This window comes from Amycolatopsis sp. NPDC023774 (assembly GCF_040639695.1).
Classification (GTDB): Bacteria; Actinomycetota; Actinomycetes; order Mycobacteriales; family Pseudonocardiaceae; genus Amycolatopsis.
Map to the genome: position 1 here is coordinate 428,615 of NZ_JBFAAJ010000004.1, position 19,600 is coordinate 448,214.

Genomic DNA, 19,600 nt, shown 5'->3' on the forward strand with positions numbered 1-19,600 from the left:
GCGATCAAGCACACGGGCTCAGCGCACAGCCCGCTCGTACGCGGCGAGCAGCGCTTTCTGCGAGTTCGCCCAGGCCAGTGGCCCGCTGACCCGCGCCTTGCCGAGTTCGCCCATCCGGACGCGTTCGTTCGGGTCGTCGAGCAGCACGGCGACGAGCTTCGCGAACTCGGTCACGTCGTTGGCCGGGGCGTAGAGCGCGGCGTCCCCCGCCGACACGCGGGCCTCGCGCAGCTCGAAGGAGACGATGGGCTTGCTCATCGCCATGTACTCCATGATTTTGTTCATGGTCGACACGTCGTTGAGCGGATTGAGCGGGTCGGGCGAAAGGCACACGTCGGCCGCGGACAGGTAGCGCAGCAGGTCGGCGTCGGACACGCGGCCGGTGAATTCGACCTGGTCGGCCAGGCCCAGCTCCTTCGACAACGCCACCACGTCGTCGAACGCGTCGCCGGCGCCCACGAACACGGCGTGCCAGTCGTCGCGGCCGATCTCGTCACGCAGGGAGGCCAGCGCGCGCAACGCGTAGTCCACGCCGTCCTGCGGCCCCATCACGCCGAGGTAGCAGAGCAGGTGCGGCTTGCCGCGTTTGAGCTCCGGCTCCACCGGCACCTCGTGGAAGCGCTCGACCACGGGTGCGCTGCGGACCACGAACACGTCCTCGGGCCGCTTGCCGCCGCGGATGAGGGCGACCTGGCGATAGCTCTCGTTGGTGGCGATCACGACGTCGGCCGCGCGGTAGGTGGAGCGCTCGAGCGCGCAGACGCCGCGGTAGAGCAGGTCCTGGCCGCGGTCGAAGCGCGACAGGTACAGCTCCGGCACGAGGTCGTGCTGGTCGAAGATGAACTTCGCGCCCTGGCGCTTGAGCATCCGCGCCACGAGGAACAGCAGGTCCGGCGGGTTGCAGGCGTGGACCACGTCGACGCGGCCGACCTTGCGGGCCAGCCGGAACGTGTGCCAGACCGCGGAGCCGTACTCCTGCAGGTACCCCGCGGGACCACCGGTCGCCGCCTTCAGGGGGTAGCGGTAAATGTGCACCTCGTCGATGACGGCTTCGGGTTCGGTGTCGCGTTTCGTGCCCTGCGGGCAGATCACGTGCACCTCCCAGCCGGCGTCGCGCAACGTCTGGCACTCCTGCCACACGCGGCGATCGAACGGGACCGAGAGGTTCTCGACCAGGATCAGGGCTTTTTTCTTGTCACCAGGCAAGGCCGACGTATCCCTCTTCGGCCCGGCGCGCTTCGGCGTCGGGGAGGCGGACGAGGTCGACGAGCGTCTGCTCGCCACCGTGGGGAAGCGCGGCCAGCACGGCCGGGTCGGCGGTGCCGACGAGGCACACCTCGGCGTGCTCCAGCACCTCTTCGACCGAGCCCGCGAGCAGCGAACCGAGGTGCGGCAGCCGCGCATCGATGTACTCGCGGTTGGCGCCCATGAGCCGCGAAAGGCTCACGTTGGCGTCGTAGATCTTGAGGTCGAAGCCCTTGCCCAGCAGCCGCTCGGCGAGCTCGACGAGCGGGCTCTCGCGCAGGTCGTCGGTGCCCGGCTTGAACGACAGGCCGAACAGGCCGACCTTGCGCTTGCCGGTGCGCGCGACGAGGTCGAACGCCCGCTGCAGGTGATCTTCGTTGGAGGGCAGCACGTGCGCGAGAATCGGCACCGACACGTCGGCGCGGCGCGCGGCGTAGACCAGTCCGCGCAGGTCCTTCGGCAGGCACGAGCCGCCGAACGCGAAGCCCGGGCGCAGGTACGCGGGACTCACGTTGAGCTTGCGGTCGGCGAGGAAGACGTCCATCACCTTGTGCGAGTCGAGCCCGAGCGCGCGGCAGACGGCGCCGAGCTCGTTGGCGAAGCCGATCTTCAAGCCGTGGAAGGCGTTGTCGGCGTACTTGGTCATCTCCGCCACCTGGATCGGCACGCGGAAGACGTCGCCGGGCAGGCCCGTGTAAAGCTCGGCCACGATGTCGCCGCTGGCCGTGTCGAGCTCGCCGATCACGGTCTTGGGCGGGTCGAAGAAGTCGCGGACGCTGGTGCCCTCGCGCAGGAACTCCGGGTTCACCGCCACGCCGAAGTCGACACCCGCGGTGCGGCCGCTGGCCTTCTCCAGGATCGGCACCAGCAGGTCGAGGCAGGTGCCCGGCAGCATCGTGCTGCGGAACACCACCGTGTGCCGAGTTTCCTTCTGCGCCAACGCTTCGCCGATTTCGTCGGCCACGCGTTGGAGGTACTCGGTGGACAGGCTGCCGTTGGGCGCCGAAGGCGTGCCCACGCAGACCAGCGACACGTCGGTCGCCGCCACCGCCTCGGCCACGTCGATGGTCGCGCGCAGCGCCCCCGACGCCACGACCTCGGCCGTCAGCTCACCGATGCGTTCCTCGACCACCGGCGCGTTGCCGCGCCTCACCAGGTCGACCTTCACCGGGTTCACGTCGACCCCGACGACCTCGTGCCCGTTCCCCGCCAGACAGGCCGCGGACACGCACCCCACATACCCCAGCCCGAAGACACTGATCCTCACGCTTGAACCTCCGCCCGCATTCGCTGATCCCTTGGTCGGCGCGCGGACGCAGTTCGTTACCCGTTCAGGCCCGTGGAGAAATGGCAACCGGATTTGCGTATCGATTGTGCGCTTTTTCGGCAGTGTTTCAGCTCAGCGTAGTGGTCTCGACAACATTTTTCGTTGCCGTAGCGCCATTTCGGCCAAGAAGCGACGAAACGCCAGAGAAGCTCGCCAAAGCTTCCCCGGCGCCGTTGTCCGTCAGGTTCAGTTGTTGTTCACGAACGTGCCGGCCTGGTTCTGTCCGGTGCTCGTGGCCATGCTGTGGTTTTCGATCGGCGAGACCTTCGAGTTCTTGAAGCAGATGTAGGTCACGCGGAGTCGGTGCCACCGCTGGACGGGTCGGGGTTGGTGCCGAGATCCTTGGCCGTCGCGTACAAAGCCTTGCCGATGATCCCGGTCGCCCCGGTGTCACCGATGACGGTGTATTCGATTTTCCCGTGTAGATCACCGCGCAACTGCCGCCACCCTTGAGCCCGGACGAGCTGTAGTTCCACGTGCCGCTCGAACTCGGCACGACGATGTAGGGCAACGTCGCGGCATTCAGCGGCCGGCCGTCGCTCTGGTGGAACGCGGTGTCGTCCTGAAAACAGCAGTCGGTGTCCTCATTGCACTGCGACGTCCGCTGCTGTCCGTCGCAGTCGATGTCCATGTCGGCCTTCCAGAACACGGCCCCGTTGGCGTCGCACACGGCGACGGTGTTGGCGCCCGCGTCCTCGTCGGTCTTGTACTTGCCGTTCGAGATCTGGCTGCACCTGGCGGTCTTCGCCAGCAGCTACGCCGCCGTCGGGCCCGCGGCCGGTGCCGCGACGACCCGGGCGTGGTCCGGGCTAGCCATGGCGGTCGCCGCCGCGGTGATGCCGGCGGCGGTGGCGTCGGCCTCGGCCGCGCCCGCGAAACTCCGCCGCGCGGCTTCCCGCCAACCGGAACACTCCCAATGCGGCGTTGGTCGAGCTCAAGGCACCGAACTCCGCATTGGGTGCGTTGGGCGCACCGAACGCCACATTGGTGTGATGTGGCCCGGGCGGGGCGAGGATCAGAAGGTGAGCAGTCCCGTCAGCCGGCCGGACCAGCGGTGCCCGTAACGGCCCACCAGCACGCCCTCGGCCCACTCGCGGTCGAGGTCGTGGCGCACCTCGACGCGGTGCTGCAACCACTCCCCGCCGCGAACATTCGAACTGCCCGGACCCGAACCGGCATACACGCGCGTCGCGCCGGCTGCCCGCAGCCGCCCGAGCACGCGCCGGTCGACGCGGCGGCCGGACAACGAATAGCGGCACACCGCGCGCCCGCTCAGCTCGCCCAGCAGCCGCGGCGCCGCGTCCAGCTCGCGCCGCAGCACGCGTTCCTCGAACCGCCGCGCGCTGAACCGGTCCCAGCCGTGCGACCCGACGTCCATCCCAGCCGCGACGAGCTCCCGCAGCCCGGCGCGGTCCACGAACCCGCGCGAGCCGACGCGGCCGGCGAGCGGGAAGAACTCCCCGCGCAGCCCCCGCTGCACGAGCCGCGGCAAGGCGACCTCGACGTCGGAGACGTTGCCGTCGTCGAAGGTCAGCCGCGATTCAGGGCACTTCGCGACGACGTCGAGCAAGGTCTCGAACTGCTCCACCGTGATCCAGCGCTCGTCTTCGCCCGGATCGAGCGCGCGCTGGGGCCTGCCGATGCCGTGCACGGTGAAGTTGACCATCGCACCTCGTCCCGGTTCGGAGCGTCGGACCTCCTGTGTCCCGATTGATCGGATTGGCAAATGGAGTAGTTACACTATCTACACAAAGTTATTTGCGAATCTCCAAAGTGCAGCACTTCGGCCCGCCGCCGGCCTTCCGCAATTCGGAAATGTCCAGGTAGACGGGCTCGTAGCCGTGCGCAGCCAGCTGCGCACCCAGCCCGACGGCTTCCAGGGGCAGCACGACGTTGCGTCCGTCGGAGACGCCGTTGAGGCCGAAGCACTCGGCGTCGGCGGCCGTGGCGATCACGGCGTCGGGGAACAGGCGCCGCAGCACGCGCTGCGAGCCGGGCGAGAAGGCCTCCGGGTAGTAGGCGATCTGCGCCGCCGTGGTGTCGGTCGCCTCGGTGAGCACGAACAGCGCCGTGTCGAGGTGGTAGTAGCGCGGGTCGACGAGGCTCAGCGACACCACGGGCACGCCGAGCACCTCCTGCGCCTCGGCGTGCGCGGCCGGGTCGGTGCGGAAGCCGGTGCCGGCGAGCAGCAGCTTGCCCGTCCAGGCGAAGTCGCCCTCGGCCTCGTTGATGCGCTCCGGCATGGTCAGGTCGCGGTAGCCGTGTTCCACGAACCAGCGGCGGAAGTGCTCGGCCTCGGCCGCGCGCTGCGGCGCCCGGAAGCGCGACCCGAGCACGCGCCCGTCCACGACGGTGCCGGAGTTCGCCGCGAACACCATGTCGGGCAGGCCCGGCTGCGGCTCGATCTCCTCCACGGTGTGGCCGAGACGGCGGTAGGTGTCGCGCAGCTCGGTCCACTGCGCCACCGCGACGTCGGCGCTGACCGGCTTGGTCGGGTCCATCCAGGGGTTGATCACGTAGTCCACCGCGAAGAACCGCGGTGGGCACATGAGGTAACGGCGGGTGGTGGGCACGCGCTGCACAGACTCTGCCTGCATGGTTGAAGGGTAAGGTCGGCCTAACCGCGCAATCAATCGCTGTTCGCTGCGCGCATACCTGCTAAACATTGCGTGTGAACACCATTGACCAGCGAATCGTTTCCTGCCTGGTGGCCAACGCGCGGTCCAGCTACGCCGAGATCGGCAAAGTCGTCGGATTGTCCGCCCCGGCGGTCAAGCGCCGCGTCGACCGGCTGCTGGAAGCGGGCGTGCTGCGCGGCTTCACGGCGGTCGTCGACCCGGAGGCGCTCGGCTGGGGCACCGAGGCTTTCGTGGAGGTGCACTGCCAGGGCAACGTCACGCCCGCCCGCATCCGCGCAAGGCTTGAACCACTGCCGGAGGTCGTGGCCGCGTACACGGTCTCGGGCGCGGCCGACGCGATCGTGCACCTGCGCGCCGCCGACATCCACCATCTCGAGACGGCGCTCGAACGGCTGCGCGGGCTGGAGATCATCGACCGCACCGTTTCCACGGTCGTCCTGTCGCGACTGCTGGAACGGCCACCGACCCCGCAGAGCTGACCGGAAGGGCCGGACAACCGGCCTGAGGTTCATCGCCGAACTCGCATGAACTTTATCCACATGGCGGGACGCGGGTGCGGGACCAGTCCATTCGGTGGCATCGTCCACGCCGCAGACCGGGAAACCCGGTTTGTGTGGCCCATCGGTGGGAGACGTGCGTCACTGCGGTTCCCCGGAAATCCCGTTACCATCGGTTACAGGTAACAATGGGCGCCCGCCGCCGGTGACGGGATGAAGGCTTCCACTTCGGGTACCCCACACTTCGGGAACTCCCGAGTCCTCGACGAGTAACCTCGGAGGTGGCCTGGTGATCCAGCCGACATCGCCGGGCGGGCGTTTCCCCGGGGGCCGACTCGGGGTCGTCGCAGCACGTCGGGAGAGAGGGATTCCCTGACCCATGAGCACGAGTGCGAACGGTGGTCCGGGAAGCACGGCGGCCGGCAACGGTCACAGCAGCGCTTCCTTGACCAGCTCGAGGTCGACCGAAGTCAGCAAACTGGACCGGGTGGTCATCCGGTTCGCCGGTGACTCGGGCGACGGCATGCAGCTGACGGGCGACCGGTTCACGTCCGAGGCCGCGGCCTTCGGCAACGACCTGTCGACGATGCCGAACTTCCCCGCCGAGATCCGCGCGCCACAGGGCACGATCCCGGGCGTCTCGTCGTTCCAGGTGCACTTCGCCGACTACGACATCCTCACGCCCGGCGACCGGCCCGACGTGCTGGTGGCCATGAACCCCGCGGCGCTGAAGGCGAACCTGCGCGACGTCCCGCAGGGCGGCACGATCATCCTCAACACCGACGAGTTCTCCAAGCGCAACCTCGTGAAGGTCGGGTACGACAACGACCCGCTCGACGACGAGACGCTGTCGGCCTTCCAGGTCCACCGGGTCGCCATGTCGACGCTGACGCAGGGCGCGCTCGCCGACACCGGCCTCGGCAAGAAGGACGCCGAGCGGTGCAAGAACATGTTCGCGCTCGGGCTGCTGTCGTGGATGTACCACCGGCCGACCGAGGGCACGGAGCGGTTCCTGCGCGAGAAGTTCGCGAAGAAGCCGGACATCGCCGAGGCCAACATCCTGGCCTTCCGCGCGGGCTGGAACTACGGCGAGACCACGGAGTCGTTCGCGACGACGTTCGAGGTCGCGCCGGCGAAGCTCGATCAGGGCACCTACCGGCAGATCACCGGCAACACGGCGCTCGCGTACGGGATCGTGGCGGCGGGGCAGCAGTCCGGGCTGCAGATCCTGCTGGGCACCTACCCGATCACCCCGGCGTCGGACATCCTCCACGAGCTGTCGAAGCACAAGAACTTCGGCATCATCACGTTCCAGGCCGAGGACGAGATCGCCGGCATCGGCGCGGCGCTGGGCGCCTCGTACGGCGGCGCGCTGGGCGTGACCTCGACGTCCGGCCCCGGCATCGCGCTGAAGTCGGAGACCATCGGGCTCGGCGTGATGACGGAACTGCCGCTCGTGGTCATCGACGTGCAGCGCGGCGGCCCGTCCACGGGACTGCCGACCAAGACCGAGCAGGCCGACCTGCTGCAGGCGATGTTCGGCCGCAACGGCGAGTCGCCCGTGCCGATCATCGCACCGCTCTCCCCCGCCGACTGCTTCGACGCGGCACTGGAGGCCACGCGGATCGCGCTGAAGTACCGCACGCCGGTGCTGCTGCTGTCCGACGGCGCGATCGCCAATGGCTCCGAGCCGTGGCTCATCCCCGACGTCGCGGACCTGCCCGACCTGCGGGTGGAGTTCGCGCAGGAACCCAACTCCGACAATGGCTCCGGCGAGTTCTGGCCCTACGTGCGCGACCCGGAGACGCTGGCGCGCGCGTGGGCGGTACCGGGCACGCCGGGGCTGCAGCACCGCATCGGCGGCCTCGAGAAGGCCGACGGGACCGGGCACATCTCCTACGACCCCGACAACCACGACAAGATGGTGCGGCTGCGCCAGGCCAAGATCGACGGCATCGACGTGCCCGACCTGGTGGTCGACGACCCGTCCGGCGGCAAAGCGCGGGTGCTCGCGCTCGGCTGGGGCTCGTCCTACGGCCCGATCGGCGCGGCCTGCCGGCGCGTGCGGAAGCTGGGCATGCCGATCGCGCAGGCGCACCTGCGCCACCTCAACCCGCTGCCGCACAATCTCGGGGAGATCCTGCGGTCCTACGACAAGGTCGTGGTGCCGGAGATGAACCTGGGCCAGCTCGCGCTGCTGCTGCGCGCGAAGTTCCTGGTGGACGTGCGCTCGTACACCAAGGTGGCGGGGCTGCCGTTCAAGGCCGAAGAGCTGCAGAACGTGTTCGCCGACATCATCACCAGCACCGTTCCGGAGGGCGTCAAGTGACCGCCATCGATCTCGGACTGCCGCAGCTCGGTGGTCTGGACCTCGTTCCCACCACCGACGAACCGCAGAAGGCCAAGGACTACAAGTCCGACCAGGAAGTGCGCTGGTGCCCCGGCTGTGGTGACTACGTGGTGCTCAACGCCGTGCAGTCGTTCCTGCCGACGCTGGGCCTCAAGCGCGAGAACATCGTGTTCATCTCGGGCATCGGCTGCTCGTCGCGCTTCCCGTACTACCTCAACACCTACGGCATGCACTCGATCCACGGCCGCGCGCCGTCGATCGCGACCGGCCTGGCCACCACGCGCCCGGACCTGTCGGTGTGGGTCGTCACCGGCGACGGCGACGCGCTGTCCATCGGCGGCAACCACCTGATCCACGCGCTGCGCCGCAACGTGAACATCAAGATCCTGCTATTCAACAACCGGATCTACGGTTTGACCAAGGGCCAGTACTCGCCGACCTCGGGCCAGGGCATGGTCACCAAGTCGACCCCGATGGGTTCGGTGGACACCCCGTTCAACCCGCTCTCGCTGGCGATCGGGGCCGAGGCGTCGTTCGTGGGCCGCGCGTTGGACTCCGACCGCAAGGGCCTCACCGAGGTGCTGGAGGCGGCGGCCCGCCACCGCGGCTCGGCGATCGTCGAGATCTACCAGAACTGCCCCATCTTCAACGACGGCGCCTTCGACGTCCTGAAGGACAAGGACGAGGCCGCGTCCCGGCTCATCCCGCTGAAGGCGGGCGAGCCGATGCGCTTCGGCGCGCAAGGCGAGTTCGGCGTCCGCCGCGGCGAGTGGGGCGGCCTGGACATCGCCAAGGTGAGCGACATCGGCGAGGACAACCTGGTCGTCCACGACCCGACCGTCGCCGACACGTCGTATGCCTTCGCGCTGACCCGCCTGGGTGATCAGAACCTCAACCACGTCCCCACGGGCATCCTGCGCCAGGTCGAACGCCCCACCTACGACGACGGTGCCCGCGCTCAGGTGGAAGAGGCCCGCGCCGCCCGCAAGCCCGACCTTCAGGGCCTGCTGCGCGGCAAGGACACCTGGACTGTCGTGTAGTTCTCGGGTTGTCGAAAAGGCCTCCCCGCTCGTGGCCGGGAGGCCTTTTTCTTTGCCGGGTACGGAACTCAGCCACACCGCGAGATCGCGCCGGCGCACAGGCGATCTCGCACGCCTCGGCGGAGCCGAGGCAAAAAATACAGCTTTCCTGGTTGCCCCGGCGAAGCCGCAGGCAATCAGGAAAGCGGCCGAAAGCCGACTCGCTCGGCGTCCGCCGAAGTGCGGAACCACACCTCTGCCACCATGCGCGGGAATTGCGGTGATTCCTCGGTGCAGTACCGCAAAGCCGTGACGCTGGCCTTGACCGTGAAGGCGTCCGACGGGCGGCCGCCGCCGGGGCGGGGCATGGCGGAGCCGGGGCCGAAAGGTCCGGGTGGCACGGAGTCCTCGCCGGTGTCGCGGGCCGGGGGCGGTTCCGGGGCGGCCATGGCGGCGACCTGGTTGGGCTGCACCGACGGCTCGAACAGCGACCCGCTGTGCGCGCCCGCGAGGTCCGGCGCGCGGCGTTCGACCGGGCGCATCGACGGCTGGATCGGCCGCGGCGGTTCGAAGCCTCCGCGCGGGGATTCGCGGGGCTGGCGCTTGGGCAGGCCGCCGGGCTCCAGGGGTTCCTCTGTGGACTCTTCGGGCTCGTCCGCCACGGCCGTCTGCTGGGCCGTGGCCGGCGCCGGCGTCAGGTGCTCAGTGGACTCCGGCTCGTCGAGGTAGTCGCCGCCCGGCGCTTCCTCGAAGGGCGAGCGTTCCGGCAGTTCCTTCGAGAACCAGTCCGATTCGGACTGTTCCGCGGCCGGCGTGGGCTGGAAGAGCGACACCGGCTCGTCGGGCACGACAGGCGGCTCGAGCCGGCTCTCGAACGACGAGGGTTCCAGCTTGCTCTCGAACGGTTCCATCGCGCGGTGGTAGCCGCTGCCGTGGTCCTCGCCCTCGAGATCGACCGCGTGGTGGTAACCGTTGTCCGATTCGCGGGAGACCGGGCTGAGGTACTCCGTCGCCGCCGCGCGGTAGACGTCACCACTGTCCACGGAGGACGCCGGGGCCGGCTCGTCCGCTTCGGGCGAAGCGTCCGCTTCCGGCGCGGTGCGGTACTCGGCGTCGTACTCCGCCTCCGGGTCGAACCCGGCGGGCGGCGCCGCGGCGATCAGCTCGGTCGGTGCGTGCTCACGCTCATCGCGCGTCCACGCCGGTTCGCTGTCGAGCTCCGCGCGCTCGGACGTGAAGGCCGGCGACCCCATCGGTTCCGGGGCTTCGGGAGCGTCGACGGGCGGCAGCACTGACGTCCGGCCGGACGCGGCGGCCAGCGCGGCCGAGTTGGCCGGGGTGCGCGCGTTCTCGGCGTGCGCGGACGCCAGCGCGTCTTCCAGCTCACGAACGCGCTTGCGGGCAGGCAACACGAGGACCAACCAGGCCACAAGCGCGCCGACGAAGAACGCCAACAGGCTCCACAGCCAGACTTGCCCGAAAATGGACATCTTTTCTGCCCCTTTTAGTGCGTCCGCGCGACCAGGTAGTCGGCCACCGACTCGCAAGCGTCTCGCGCAGGGGAAGCGGGCAGCGCTGCGAGCTCGGCACGTGCTCGCGAAGCGTAGTCGGAAAGGGTGACGCGCGCGCGTTCGAGTCCGCTGGAGCGGCGCAGCAGCTCCAGCGCCTCCTCGACCACCTCGTCCTCGGCGATCGGGCCGGCCAGCAGCTCCACGAGCCGCGGGTCGGTGTCCGGGTCGGCCAGCGCGTAGAGCATGGGCAGCGTGCGCACGCCTTCGCGCAGGTCCGTGCCCTGCGCCTTGCCCAGCTCGTCGGAGGGCGACGCGATGTCGATGATGTCGTCGGAGATCTGGAACGCCGTGCCGATGATCTCGCCGAACCGGCGCAGCGCCTGGATGTACTCCTCGGGAGCGCCGGACATCATGCCGCCGAAGCGCCCGGACGTCGCGATCAGCGAGCCCGTCTTCTGCGCGATGACGGTGAGGTAGTGCTCGACCGGGTCGTCGCCGGGGCCGGGGCCGACCGTCTCGCGCATCTGGCCGGTCACGAGCTCGCCGAACGTCTCGGCGATGATGCGCGCCGCGTCCGTCCCGAGGTCGGCGACCAGGCGTGAGGCGTGGGCGAAGAGGAAGTCGCCGGTCAGGATCGCGACGGTGTTGTCCCAGCGCGCGTTGACACTCTCCGCGCCGCGCCGCATGGTCGCCTCGTCCATCACGTCGTCGTGGTACAGCGTCGCCAGGTGCACCAGCTCCACCGCGGCGGCGGCGATGAGCACGTGGTCACCCTGGCGGGGCCCGAACTGCGCCGACAGCAGCGTGAACAGGGGACGAAAACGTTTGCCCCCCGCCTCGACCAAGTGCAACGCCGCGTCGTGCACCGCCTGCACGTCGCTCTTCACGACGTCGCGCAGCATCGCCTCGACGTCGGCCAGCCCTCCGGCGATCGCCCGCAGCAGGTTCTCGTCCTCGATCTGCAGCCCGACGGTCGCGCGCAGGTCCTCGACAGCGCCATCCCGCGCAGCGGTGGCTCCCGCCCCCGGGGGTGGTGAAGACACAGACACGTCGGCTCCGCTCTCTCATGCGCCGGTCGGGTTATCCGGCTTTCAGAGTAGTGGCTACCCCTGGCACGCCGTTTACCCGCTGTCCAGGGGAAACGGTGACGAACATGACACCGGAGGGCAACCCGGTCCCAGAAGTCAAGGCGGGGCCCCGAACGGGTTGATCCCCCAGCACGGACGAGTGATCAACGCCCGGCAGCGCAACGGGCGAAACGGGCGCGCGGATATTCACTCAGTGGGAGAGCCGCCGGTCCCGACAAGTTCCCCGGCAGCAGAAGGAGGACAAGCATGCGTAACACGAACGTCAGGCGGGCGGGGCTCGTCGGTGCGTTACTGGTGGCCGGGAGCGTGCTCGCGGGTGCACCGGCGTGGGCGGACACGCCGGCCGGGGTGGCTGACCTCGGCGAGGCGAGCTTCACGAAGGGCTCGACCACGGTGACCGTGCCGTCGCTGGCGCCGTGCGCGGTGGAGGGGCCGACGAGCGCGTCTGCGGGCTCGCTGAGCAAGACCGGCCTGAGCTGGGGCGGCGGCACGTCGTCCTGCACGACCACGGTCGTCGACCCCGACAACGACACCACCAGCACCAAGTCCACGGCCACCGGCAAGAACTTCGAACTGTCGGCCCTCGTCAGCGCCGGCGGCCCGCGCATCCGGCTGTCGAGCTACACCGTCACGTGCGACGCGGTCCAACGCCAGACGAGCGCAAACTGGACGTTCAGCGGCCTGGGCGGCATCACCGGCCTGCCCTCGCCCGTGCCGGCGGGCTACACGAAGCCCATCACGAAGGCCGGGGGCACCGTGCTGGCCAACGCCGTGTTCAACACCCAAACCCTCCCCGGCGACGGCAGCATCAGCCTCACCATGCTGCGCATCGACTTCCTGCCGGCCTCCGGCATCACAGGCAGCGTGACGGTCGGCCGCACGGCCTGCTCCCCCACGCCGTAATGGGACGATCCGTGAAGGGCACCCGAAGGACGCCGAGTCCGTCAGGAGCCCTTCACGGCGTTTCAGGCCAGGAGCGCAGCACGCAGTCCGGCGTCGTGGAGCAGGTCGAGCAGAGCGGCGTCCGGGAAGATTCGCGGAGCGCCCGGCAGCCAGGCCTGGCGGAGCACTGCGTGTAAAACGTCGGCGTGCCGCTGGTCGCGCGGAGTCCAGATGGCGCGGCGGCGGGTCTGGGTGTCGCCGTTCCACCAGTGGAACACCAGCGCAGCCACCTTGGTCGGCAGCCGCAGCGCGCCCGCGTTCCAGCAGGGGGCGGTTGAGACCGCACACCTCGATCTTCGCGCGGCCCTTGTCGGTCAGCGCGCGACAAGTGCCGATGGACAGCACCAGGAACAGGTGGTCCAGCGGGTCCTCGGCGGTCGGGTCGATGAGCAACGGCTGTCCTGAGACGTCCACCGGAAACCGATCGCGCTTGTGGTAGTCGTACGCCAGCAGGTGGTCGAGCCAGTCGAACGCGCGGCGCGGGGCCCGTGCGACCGGTTCGAAGCGGTCCACAGTGGACCCCAGCCCGTCGCCGCAGTACATGCAGTAGCCGCGGCCAGAGGCCACCGCGGCCAGGTGCGTGCGGATCGAGCGGCGGGCGCCCCGCGCGGAAGTCCACAAGCGACGCGTGGTTTTGCTGTCTCCGGAAGGAATCCGCGAGGTCAGCCGCGCGAGCTCGAGAGCGACCGCGGCAGGCAGGGCCACGCGGCGCAGCGGATCACCGTTCGTCGAAGTGGCGCGTGACGTCGTCGACGCGGCTGGGCGGTGAGCTGCTCAGGCGGTCGCGCAGCGGCTCCCACTCACGCACGCCGTTGGCGTCCGCCTGGCCCGTGGCCACGAGCAGCTCCACAGCCCGCGGCGAAGACGGGCTGTCGAGCCCGAACAGATCTGACAGCACGGCGTCGTCGCCGCTGCCGTAGACCACGCGCTGGTACAGCTCGTCCGACACCACCCGAGGCGGCTCCTGCTCGTCGGGCCCCGGCAGGCGGATCAACCCACCGGAATCGGCCGCCCGGCACACGTCCAGGCTGTGTGTGCTCACCACGAACTGGATCCGTGCGAAGTGCGCCTTCAGCCACGGCCCGATGCGTTTCTGCCGCGACACGTGCAGGACCTTGTCGACCTCGTCGACCAGCACCACACGCGACGCCTCGATCCCCAGCTCCGCGTCCGCCGACTGCCGCACGAGGTCGACGAGCAGCGCCGTCACGGTTCGGTTCCCGTCGCTCATCTCGCGCAGCGGGAAACGGTCGCCGCGGTAGGAGGCCCACAGGCAGTCGGAGTCGACGTCGCGCATGCGGTAGTCGTCGGGCAGCAGACCGTCGCCCAGCAGCGTCAGCACCAAGTCCTTCAGCTCCCGCGTGCCCGCCTTGCCCTCCAACGCCCGCAAGTGCTGATTGATCAGCCGGGTCACACCTTCGGCCGGTGACGCGTCTTCGCTGAACAGGCTCGCCACGCGCGCGAACTGGCCGCGCATCAGCGACTGCGCCTCGGGGGCACCCCGGCCAGCCGCCGGAACGGCCTGTAGCCGGCGCAGAACGCGGGCTCCTCGCCCACTACGTCGACGTCGATCGAGCTGCCCCCGGTGACCAGGCTCTCGGCGAACGGCGGCTGCACGAGGGCCTGCGCCAGCGCCCGCAGGAACGTCGTCTTGCCCGACCCGTTGCGCCCGGCCAGCACGGTCCAGCCCGGCCCCGGCAGCTTCAGGTCCACCTTGCGGGCACCACGGAGCCCCCCAGGACGTCCGTGATCCGCACCCGCTCGATGTGCCTTGAGCGTAACGGCCGGTACGACGAAGTAACCACTCCGCGAGATCGCGCCGATTGCTTCCCTCCCGACATGATCGGCCCCGGGGGGCCGACCACATCGGGGGGAAGGAGCCGGCTCAAAGGCGATCTCGCGCGCCTCGGCGGAGCCGAGGCCAAGTTACGAAGCGAACCCGCCGGAGCTTGCCCAGCCCAGGGCGAACGACGGAACCAGGCCCAGCACCAGCGTCACCACCACGCCGAGCGTGATGGCCGCCGTGGTGAAGCCGCCCGGGATGGCGACGGTCGGGCCGTCGGCCGCCGGCTCGGAGAAGTACATCAGCACGATCACCCGCAGGTAGAAGAACGCGGCCACCGCGCTGAACACCAGCGCGATCACCACCAGCGGGGCCATGCCGTCGGACAGCGCCGCGGAGAACACCACGAACTTGCCCACGAACCCGCTGGTCAACGGGATACCGGCCAACGCCAGCAGCAAGAACGTGAACACCCCGGCCAGCACCGGCGAGCGTTTCGCGAGCCCCGCCCAGGCGGACAGGTGCGTCGCCTCACCACCGGCGTCGCGGACCAGGCTGATCACGCCGAACGCGGCGAGCGTGGTGAAGCCGTAGGCGAGCAGGTAGAACAGCGTGCTCGACAGGCCGTCCTCGGTCATCGCGATGGCACCGACGAGCAGGAAGCCCGCGTGGGCGATCGAGGAGTACGCGATCATGCGCTTCACGTCGGTCTGCGTGAGGCCGAGGATCGCGCCGATCGCCATCGAGATGATCGCCACGGCCCACAGCACCCCGCGCCACTCCCAGCTCGTGGAAGAGAACGCGACCGACAGCACGCGCAGGATGGCGCCGAACGCGGCGACCTTCGTGCACGCCGCCATGAAGCCCGTGACCGGAGTCGGCGCGCCCTGGTAGACGTCCGGCGTCCACGTGTGGAACGGGCCGACCGAGCCCTTGAACAGCAGACCGACCACAAGCAGGCCGAGGCCCGCGAACAGCAGCGTGTCGGAGCGGTCCGAGCCGGCCGCGGCGTTGGCGATGTCGGCGAGCTTCACGGAGTTCGCGTAGCCGTAGAGCAACGCGAGGCCGTAGAGGAAGAACGCCGAGGAGAACGCGCCGAGCAGGAAGTACTTGACCGCCGACTCCTGCGAGATGAGCCGGCGCCGCCGCGCCAGACCGCACATGAGGTACAGCGGGAGGCTCAGCACCTCGAGCGCGATGAACATCGTGAGCAGGTCGTTGGCCGCCGTGAAGGCCATCATGCCGCCGAGCGCGAAGAGCGTGAGCGGGAAGACCTCGGTCTGCGACGTCACCGTCCCGACCGCCTGCGCGCGATCCTGCACGGTGCCGGGGCTGATCGCGGCCTGCGCCACGAACGCGCCACCGGGCTCCACCTTGCGGTCGGCGATGAGGAACACCGCGCCGAGTCCCAGCAGGAGCAGTGTGCCCCACAGGAACAGCGACGGGCGGTCCACCGAGATCGCGCCGGCGAACGTGGTCACGCCCGCCTTCGGCGCCGTCTTGGTGGCGTACATGATCAGCGAGACCCCGGACGCGAGGATCGCGATCACGGTCACGAAGACCTGCGCGTACCAGCGGGAGGCCTTCGGCGCGAACGCCTCAACCAGCACGCTGACGCACGCGACGCCGAAGATGATCAACAACGGCAGCACGGCCGCGTAGTCGATCGACGGTGTCGCCACCTGGGCCGTCGGAGCCTGGGAGAGAACAGGCTCAATGAGACTGTCGAGCACGGTTTACTTGCCTCCCTGCACGGCAGACAGCGTCGCCTGCACCGACGGGGTGATCGTGTCGAGCACCGGCTTGGGGTAGAAACCCAGGCCGATGATCAGGATGACCATCGGGGCCAGGATCGCGATCTCCCGCCCGCCGAGGTCCTTGATGGCCTTCTTGGCCCCGAGCTCCGGCGCCATCACCGTGCCCGGGCCGCCGCCCACCCCGATGAGCGCGTCACCGCGCACCGGGCCCTGCATGATCCGCTGGTAGAGCCACAGCACGTACGCCGCGGCGAGCACCATGCCGACCGTCGCGATGATCGTGTACACCGGCTGGGTCACGAACGAGCCGATGAGCACGAGGAACTCGCTCACGAACGAGTTGGTGCCCGGCAGCGACAGCGCGGACAGACCGGCGATCAGCAGCATCCCGCCGAGCAGCGGGGTCACCTTCGCCATACCGCCGTAGTCGGAGATCCGCGTGGACCCGCCGCGCATCACGATCAGGCCGATCACCACGATGAGCATCCCGGTCGAGAGGCTGTGGTTCAGCATGTACGACACGGAGCCGATCATGGCCTGCTCGTTGAAGGCGAAGATGCCCAGCGAGATGAAGCCGAAGTGGGCGATCGAGACGTAGGCGATGAACCGCTTCATGTCCGACTGCCCGGCCGCGAGGATCGAACCGTAGATCACGCCGATCACCGAGAGCACCAGCACCAGTGGCGCCAGGGTCTTGCTCGCCTCGGGGAACATCGGCAGGCAGTAGCGCAGGAAGCCGAACGTGCCGACCTTGTCCAGGACACCCACCAGCAGCACCGCGACGCCGATCGGGGCCTGGCCCGCGGCGTCCGGCAGCCAGGTGTGGAAGGGCACCAGTGGCGCCTTGATCGCGAACGCGAGGAAGAAGCCGAGGAACAGCCAGATCTGCGTGCCCGTCGGCGCGTCGCGCACGACCGTGACCAGCGTGGCCCAGTCGAACGTGCCCTTGCCCAGCTTGTCGGCCGCCAGCGAGTACGCGCCGATCGCCGAGGCCAGCATGATCAGGCCGCCGAGGAACGAGTAGAGGAAGAACTTCACGGCCGCGTACTGCCGGTTCGCGCCGCCGTAGCCGCCGATCAGGAAGTACATCGGGATCAGCATGATCTCGAACAGCACGTAGAAGAGGAACACGTCGGTCGCCGCGAACACGCCGATCGTGATCGCCTCCTGCAGCAGGATCAGCGACAGGAACCCGCCGGCGCTGCGACCGGCCGGGAGCTTGTCGGTGAGCCCGAGCGCGCCGACGACGATCGGCACCAGCAGGGCGATCACCGCGATCATGATCAGCGAGATGCCGTCGGTGCCGAACGAGATGTGGATGCCGAAGGTGGGGATCCAGTCCATCGAGGTCGCCTGCTGGATCCTCGCGCCCGAGGGCGAGTAGCTCGCCCAGAACGGGATGATCAGCAGGAACTCCACAATGGACACGACCAGCGCGGTCGCGATCGCGGCCCGGTCGTTCCCCTTGAGGAACGCCAGCACCAGCGAGCCGACCAGCGGCAGCAGGATGAGCGCCAGGAGCCAAGTCATGTCAGGAGAACCTCACCAGCAGAAGGGCCGCCAGAAGCAGGAACGTGCCGCCGAGCATGGACAGCGCGTACGACCGGACGAAACCGGTCTGCAGGCGCCGCAGCCGGCCGGACCCGCCGCCGAGGGTCGCGGCGAGGCCGTTGACTGCCCCGTCGACCCCGCGGTTGTCGACGTACACCAGCGCCCGCGCGAGCCAGGTGCCCGGGCGGGCGACCAGCGTCTCGTTGAGGGCGTTGCCGTACAGGTCCTTGCGAGCCGCCCGGACGACCCAGGAGACGTGCTCCGGGCGTTCCACGGGGATGTCCCGACCGGGCCGGAAGATCCAGATCGCGAGCAGCGCGCCGATCAGGGCGAGCGCGAGGGTGAGCCACGGGATCGCCGCGGCCGAGATCGGGGCGTGCTCGGCCTCGTGGAACTCGCCGACCGTCGGGGCCAGCCAGTTCTCGAACCGGTCGCCGATCGCGAAGAACGCACCCGAGCCGACGGATCCGATCGCCAGGATCGCCATCGGGATCCACATGATCGGCTTGGACTCGTGCGGGTGGAAGTCGCGGCCGTCGGAGCTCTTGATCTCCTGCCAGCGCGCCTTGCCGAAGAAGGTCATCATCATCAGGCGCGTCATGTAGAACGCGGTGAGCCCGGCGCCGATGATGCCCGCGAGGCCGAACACCCAGCCACGCCAGCCCTCCTGACCGAACGCGGCTTCGATGATCGCGTCCTTCGTGTAGTAGCCCGCCAGGAACGGGAACCCGATCAGCGCGAGGTAACCGAGGCCGAAGGTGACGAACGTGATCGGCATCTTCTTGGCCAGGCCGCCGAACTTGCGCATGTCGACCTCGTCGTTCATGCCGTGCATGACCGAACCGGCCCCGAGGAAGAGCCCGGCCTTGAAGAAGCCGTGGGCCACCAGGTGCATGATGCCGAGCGCGTAGATGCCCGGCCCGAGGCCGACCGCCAGCATCATGTAACCGATCTGGCTGACGGTGGAGTAGGCGAGCACCTTCTTGATGTCGTCGTAGGCGCAACCCACGATGCACCCGATCAGCAGCGTGACCGCGCCGACGAGCGTGACGACCAGGCGGCCGTCCGGCGTCGCGGAGAAGATCACGTTGGAGCGGGCGACGAGGTAGACACCGGCGGTGACCATCGTTGCCGCGTGGATGAGGGCCGAGACCGGGGTCGGGCCCTCCATCGCGTCCGGGAGCCAGGCCTGCAGCGGGAACTGGCCGGACTTACCGCAAGCACCGAGCAGCAGCAGGATGCCGATCGCAGTGATCGCGGCCGGCGGGATCTGGCCGTTGGTCAGGCCCTCGAAGACCTGGGTGTAGCCGGTGGAGCCCGTGTACTTGAACATCAGGAAGATCGCCAGTGCGAGCCCGACGTCACCGACGCGGTTCATCAGGAACGCCTTCTTCGCGGCGGTGGCCGCGGACGGGCGGTTCTGGTACCAGCCGATGAGCAGGTAAGACGCGAGACCCACACCTTCCCAGCCGAGGTACAGCGTCACGAAGCTGTTGCCCAGCACCAGGACCAGCATCGAGGCGACGAAGAGGTTCAGGTACGCGAAGAAGCGGTACCGGCCCTCGTCGTCAGCCATGTAGCCGATCGAGTAGAAGTGGATCAGCATGCCGACGCCGGTGATCAGCAGGACGAACGTCAGCGACAACGCGTCGATGCGCAGCCCGAAGTCCACCTGGAGCTGCCCCGCGGGGATCCACGAGTACAGGTTGACGTTCTCGGTCGCGTTGCCCGCCGTCGAGAAGAACAGGATCACGGCGTAGACGAAAGCCAGGGCGACGGTGGCGGTGCCGAGCAGGTGCCCCCAGGCCTTCGTCCGTTTCCCGGCCAGCAGGAGGATCAGGGCGCCGAGGGCCGGCAGGGCCACCAGCAGCCACGATGATGCGGTCACACT

The 19,600-nt window shown here is 69.1% G+C and carries 16 protein-coding genes and 1 pseudogene; 4 read left to right on the forward strand and 13 right to left on the reverse strand.

The features are described from left to right. Window positions 1-18 precede the first annotated feature (18 nt). The 5 genes and pseudogenes from AB0F91_RS14350 to ddaH form a co-directional block, all read right to left on the reverse strand. Window positions 19-1,206 (reverse strand): glycosyltransferase family 4 protein, encoded by a 1,188-nt coding sequence (locus AB0F91_RS14350; RefSeq protein WP_360597662.1) that lies wholly within the window; start codon window positions 1,204-1,206, stop codon window positions 19-21. Beyond that, on the reverse strand, window positions 1,196-2,512 hold the full coding sequence (locus AB0F91_RS14355; RefSeq protein WP_360597664.1) for a nucleotide sugar dehydrogenase: 1,317 nt from the start codon (window positions 2,510-2,512) through the stop codon (window positions 1,196-1,198). The genes AB0F91_RS14350 and AB0F91_RS14355 overlap by 11 nt, the downstream gene beginning before the upstream one ends. 246 nt (window positions 2,513-2,758) lie before the next feature. Then, window positions 2,759-3,389 (reverse strand): annotated as a pseudogene (locus AB0F91_RS14360) (glycoside hydrolase family 75 protein). Between the two features lie 198 nt (window positions 3,390-3,587). Beyond that, complete coding sequence (locus AB0F91_RS14365) at window positions 3,588-4,238, reverse strand: polysaccharide deacetylase family protein (RefSeq protein ID WP_360597665.1); 651 nt, start codon at window positions 4,236-4,238, stop codon at window positions 3,588-3,590. Window positions 4,239-4,326: 88 nt separating this feature from the next. Continuing rightward, window positions 4,327-5,169, reverse strand: coding sequence for a dimethylargininase (gene ddaH / locus AB0F91_RS14370; RefSeq protein ID WP_360597667.1), 843 nt, complete (start codon window positions 5,167-5,169; stop codon window positions 4,327-4,329). A gap of 74 nt (window positions 5,170-5,243) precedes the next feature. Between ddaH and AB0F91_RS14375 the strand changes: the two genes are divergently transcribed. From AB0F91_RS14375 to AB0F91_RS14385, 3 genes are all read left to right on the forward strand, one after another. Beyond that, a complete protein-coding gene (locus tag AB0F91_RS14375) occupies window positions 5,244-5,690 on the forward strand; it encodes an Lrp/AsnC family transcriptional regulator (protein ID WP_360597669.1) in 447 nt (148 codons plus the stop codon). 397 nt (window positions 5,691-6,087) lie between these two features. Further along, complete coding sequence (locus AB0F91_RS14380; RefSeq protein WP_360597671.1) at window positions 6,088-8,037, forward strand: 2-oxoacid:acceptor oxidoreductase subunit alpha; 1,950 nt, start codon at window positions 6,088-6,090, stop codon at window positions 8,035-8,037. Next, entirely contained in the window at window positions 8,034-9,098 is a 1,065-nt protein-coding gene (locus AB0F91_RS14385; RefSeq protein ID WP_360597673.1) for a 2-oxoacid:ferredoxin oxidoreductase subunit beta, read from the forward strand. Before AB0F91_RS14380 ends, AB0F91_RS14385 begins: the two co-directional genes overlap by 4 nt. 176 nt (window positions 9,099-9,274) lie before the next feature. Here AB0F91_RS14385 and AB0F91_RS14390 read toward each other — a convergent pair whose 3' ends face one another. Both AB0F91_RS14390 and AB0F91_RS14395 read right to left on the reverse strand, forming a co-directional pair. Further along, entirely contained in the window at window positions 9,275-10,567 is a 1,293-nt protein-coding gene (locus AB0F91_RS14390) for a hypothetical protein (protein WP_360597674.1), read from the reverse strand. Window positions 10,568-10,581: 14 nt separating this feature from the next. After that, the gene (locus AB0F91_RS14395) at window positions 10,582-11,631 is read right to left on the reverse strand and encodes a polyprenyl synthetase family protein (protein WP_360597843.1); all 1,050 of its coding nucleotides are present in this window, start codon (window positions 11,629-11,631) and stop codon (window positions 10,582-10,584) included. Between the two features lie 291 nt (window positions 11,632-11,922). On the opposite strand from AB0F91_RS14395, the gene AB0F91_RS14400 reads away from it, so the two are divergent. Beyond that, window positions 11,923-12,579 carry a hypothetical protein gene (locus tag AB0F91_RS14400; RefSeq protein WP_360597676.1) on the forward strand — a complete coding sequence of 219 codons (657 nt, stop codon included), beginning with the start codon at window positions 11,923-11,925 and terminating at the stop codon, window positions 12,577-12,579. Window positions 12,580-12,641: 62 nt separating this feature from the next. Here AB0F91_RS14400 and AB0F91_RS14405 read toward each other — a convergent pair whose 3' ends face one another. From AB0F91_RS14405 to nuoL, 6 genes are all read right to left on the reverse strand, one after another. Beyond that, window positions 12,642-12,836: a hypothetical protein gene (locus AB0F91_RS14405; protein WP_360597677.1), complete on the reverse strand. Its 195-nt coding sequence runs from the start codon at window positions 12,834-12,836 to the stop codon at window positions 12,642-12,644. A 500-nt stretch (window positions 12,837-13,336) separates the two neighbouring features. Next, window positions 13,337-14,095: an AAA family ATPase gene (locus AB0F91_RS14410; protein WP_360597679.1), complete on the reverse strand. Its 759-nt coding sequence runs from the start codon at window positions 14,093-14,095 to the stop codon at window positions 13,337-13,339. Beyond that, complete coding sequence (locus tag AB0F91_RS14415) at window positions 14,095-14,331, reverse strand: AAA family ATPase (protein WP_360597680.1); 237 nt, start codon at window positions 14,329-14,331, stop codon at window positions 14,095-14,097. The genes AB0F91_RS14410 and AB0F91_RS14415 overlap by 1 nt, the downstream gene beginning before the upstream one ends. Before the next feature lie 213 nt (window positions 14,332-14,544). Then, window positions 14,545-16,119, reverse strand: a complete 1,575-nt coding sequence (gene nuoN, locus AB0F91_RS14420) for an NADH-quinone oxidoreductase subunit NuoN (protein ID WP_360597845.1) — start codon at window positions 16,117-16,119, stop codon at window positions 14,545-14,547. 18 nt (window positions 16,120-16,137) lie between these two features. Then, entirely contained in the window at window positions 16,138-17,688 is a 1,551-nt protein-coding gene (locus tag AB0F91_RS14425) for an NADH-quinone oxidoreductase subunit M (protein ID WP_360597681.1), read from the reverse strand. A gap of 1 nt (window position 17,689) precedes the next feature. Then, entirely contained in the window at window positions 17,690-19,597 is a 1,908-nt protein-coding gene (gene nuoL, locus AB0F91_RS14430; protein ID WP_360597683.1) for an NADH-quinone oxidoreductase subunit L, read from the reverse strand. Window positions 19,598-19,600 lie beyond the last annotated feature (3 nt).

Bases quoted from the DNA above. Each gene is read 5' to 3' on its own strand.
- AB0F91_RS14365 (WP_360597665.1), bottom strand. From the start codon at position 4,238: ATGGTCAACTTCACCGTGCACGGCATCGGCAGGCCCCAGCGCGCGCTC.
- ddaH (WP_360597667.1), bottom strand. From the start codon at position 5,169: ATGCAGGCAGAGTCTGTGCAGCGCGTGCCCACCACCCGCCGTTACCTC.
- AB0F91_RS14380 (WP_360597671.1), top strand. From the start codon at position 6,088: ATGAGCACGAGTGCGAACGGTGGTCCGGGAAGCACGGCGGCCGGCAAC.
- AB0F91_RS14390 (WP_360597674.1), bottom strand. From the start codon at position 10,567: ATGTCCATTTTCGGGCAAGTCTGGCTGTGGAGCCTGTTGGCGTTCTTC.
- AB0F91_RS14400 (WP_360597676.1), top strand. From the start codon at position 11,923: ATGCGTAACACGAACGTCAGGCGGGCGGGGCTCGTCGGTGCGTTACTG.
- AB0F91_RS14410 (WP_360597679.1), bottom strand. From the start codon at position 14,095: ATGCGCGGCCAGTTCGCGCGCGTGGCGAGCCTGTTCAGCGAAGACGCG.
- AB0F91_RS14425 (WP_360597681.1), bottom strand. From the start codon at position 17,688: ATGACTTGGCTCCTGGCGCTCATCCTGCTGCCGCTGGTCGGCTCGCTG.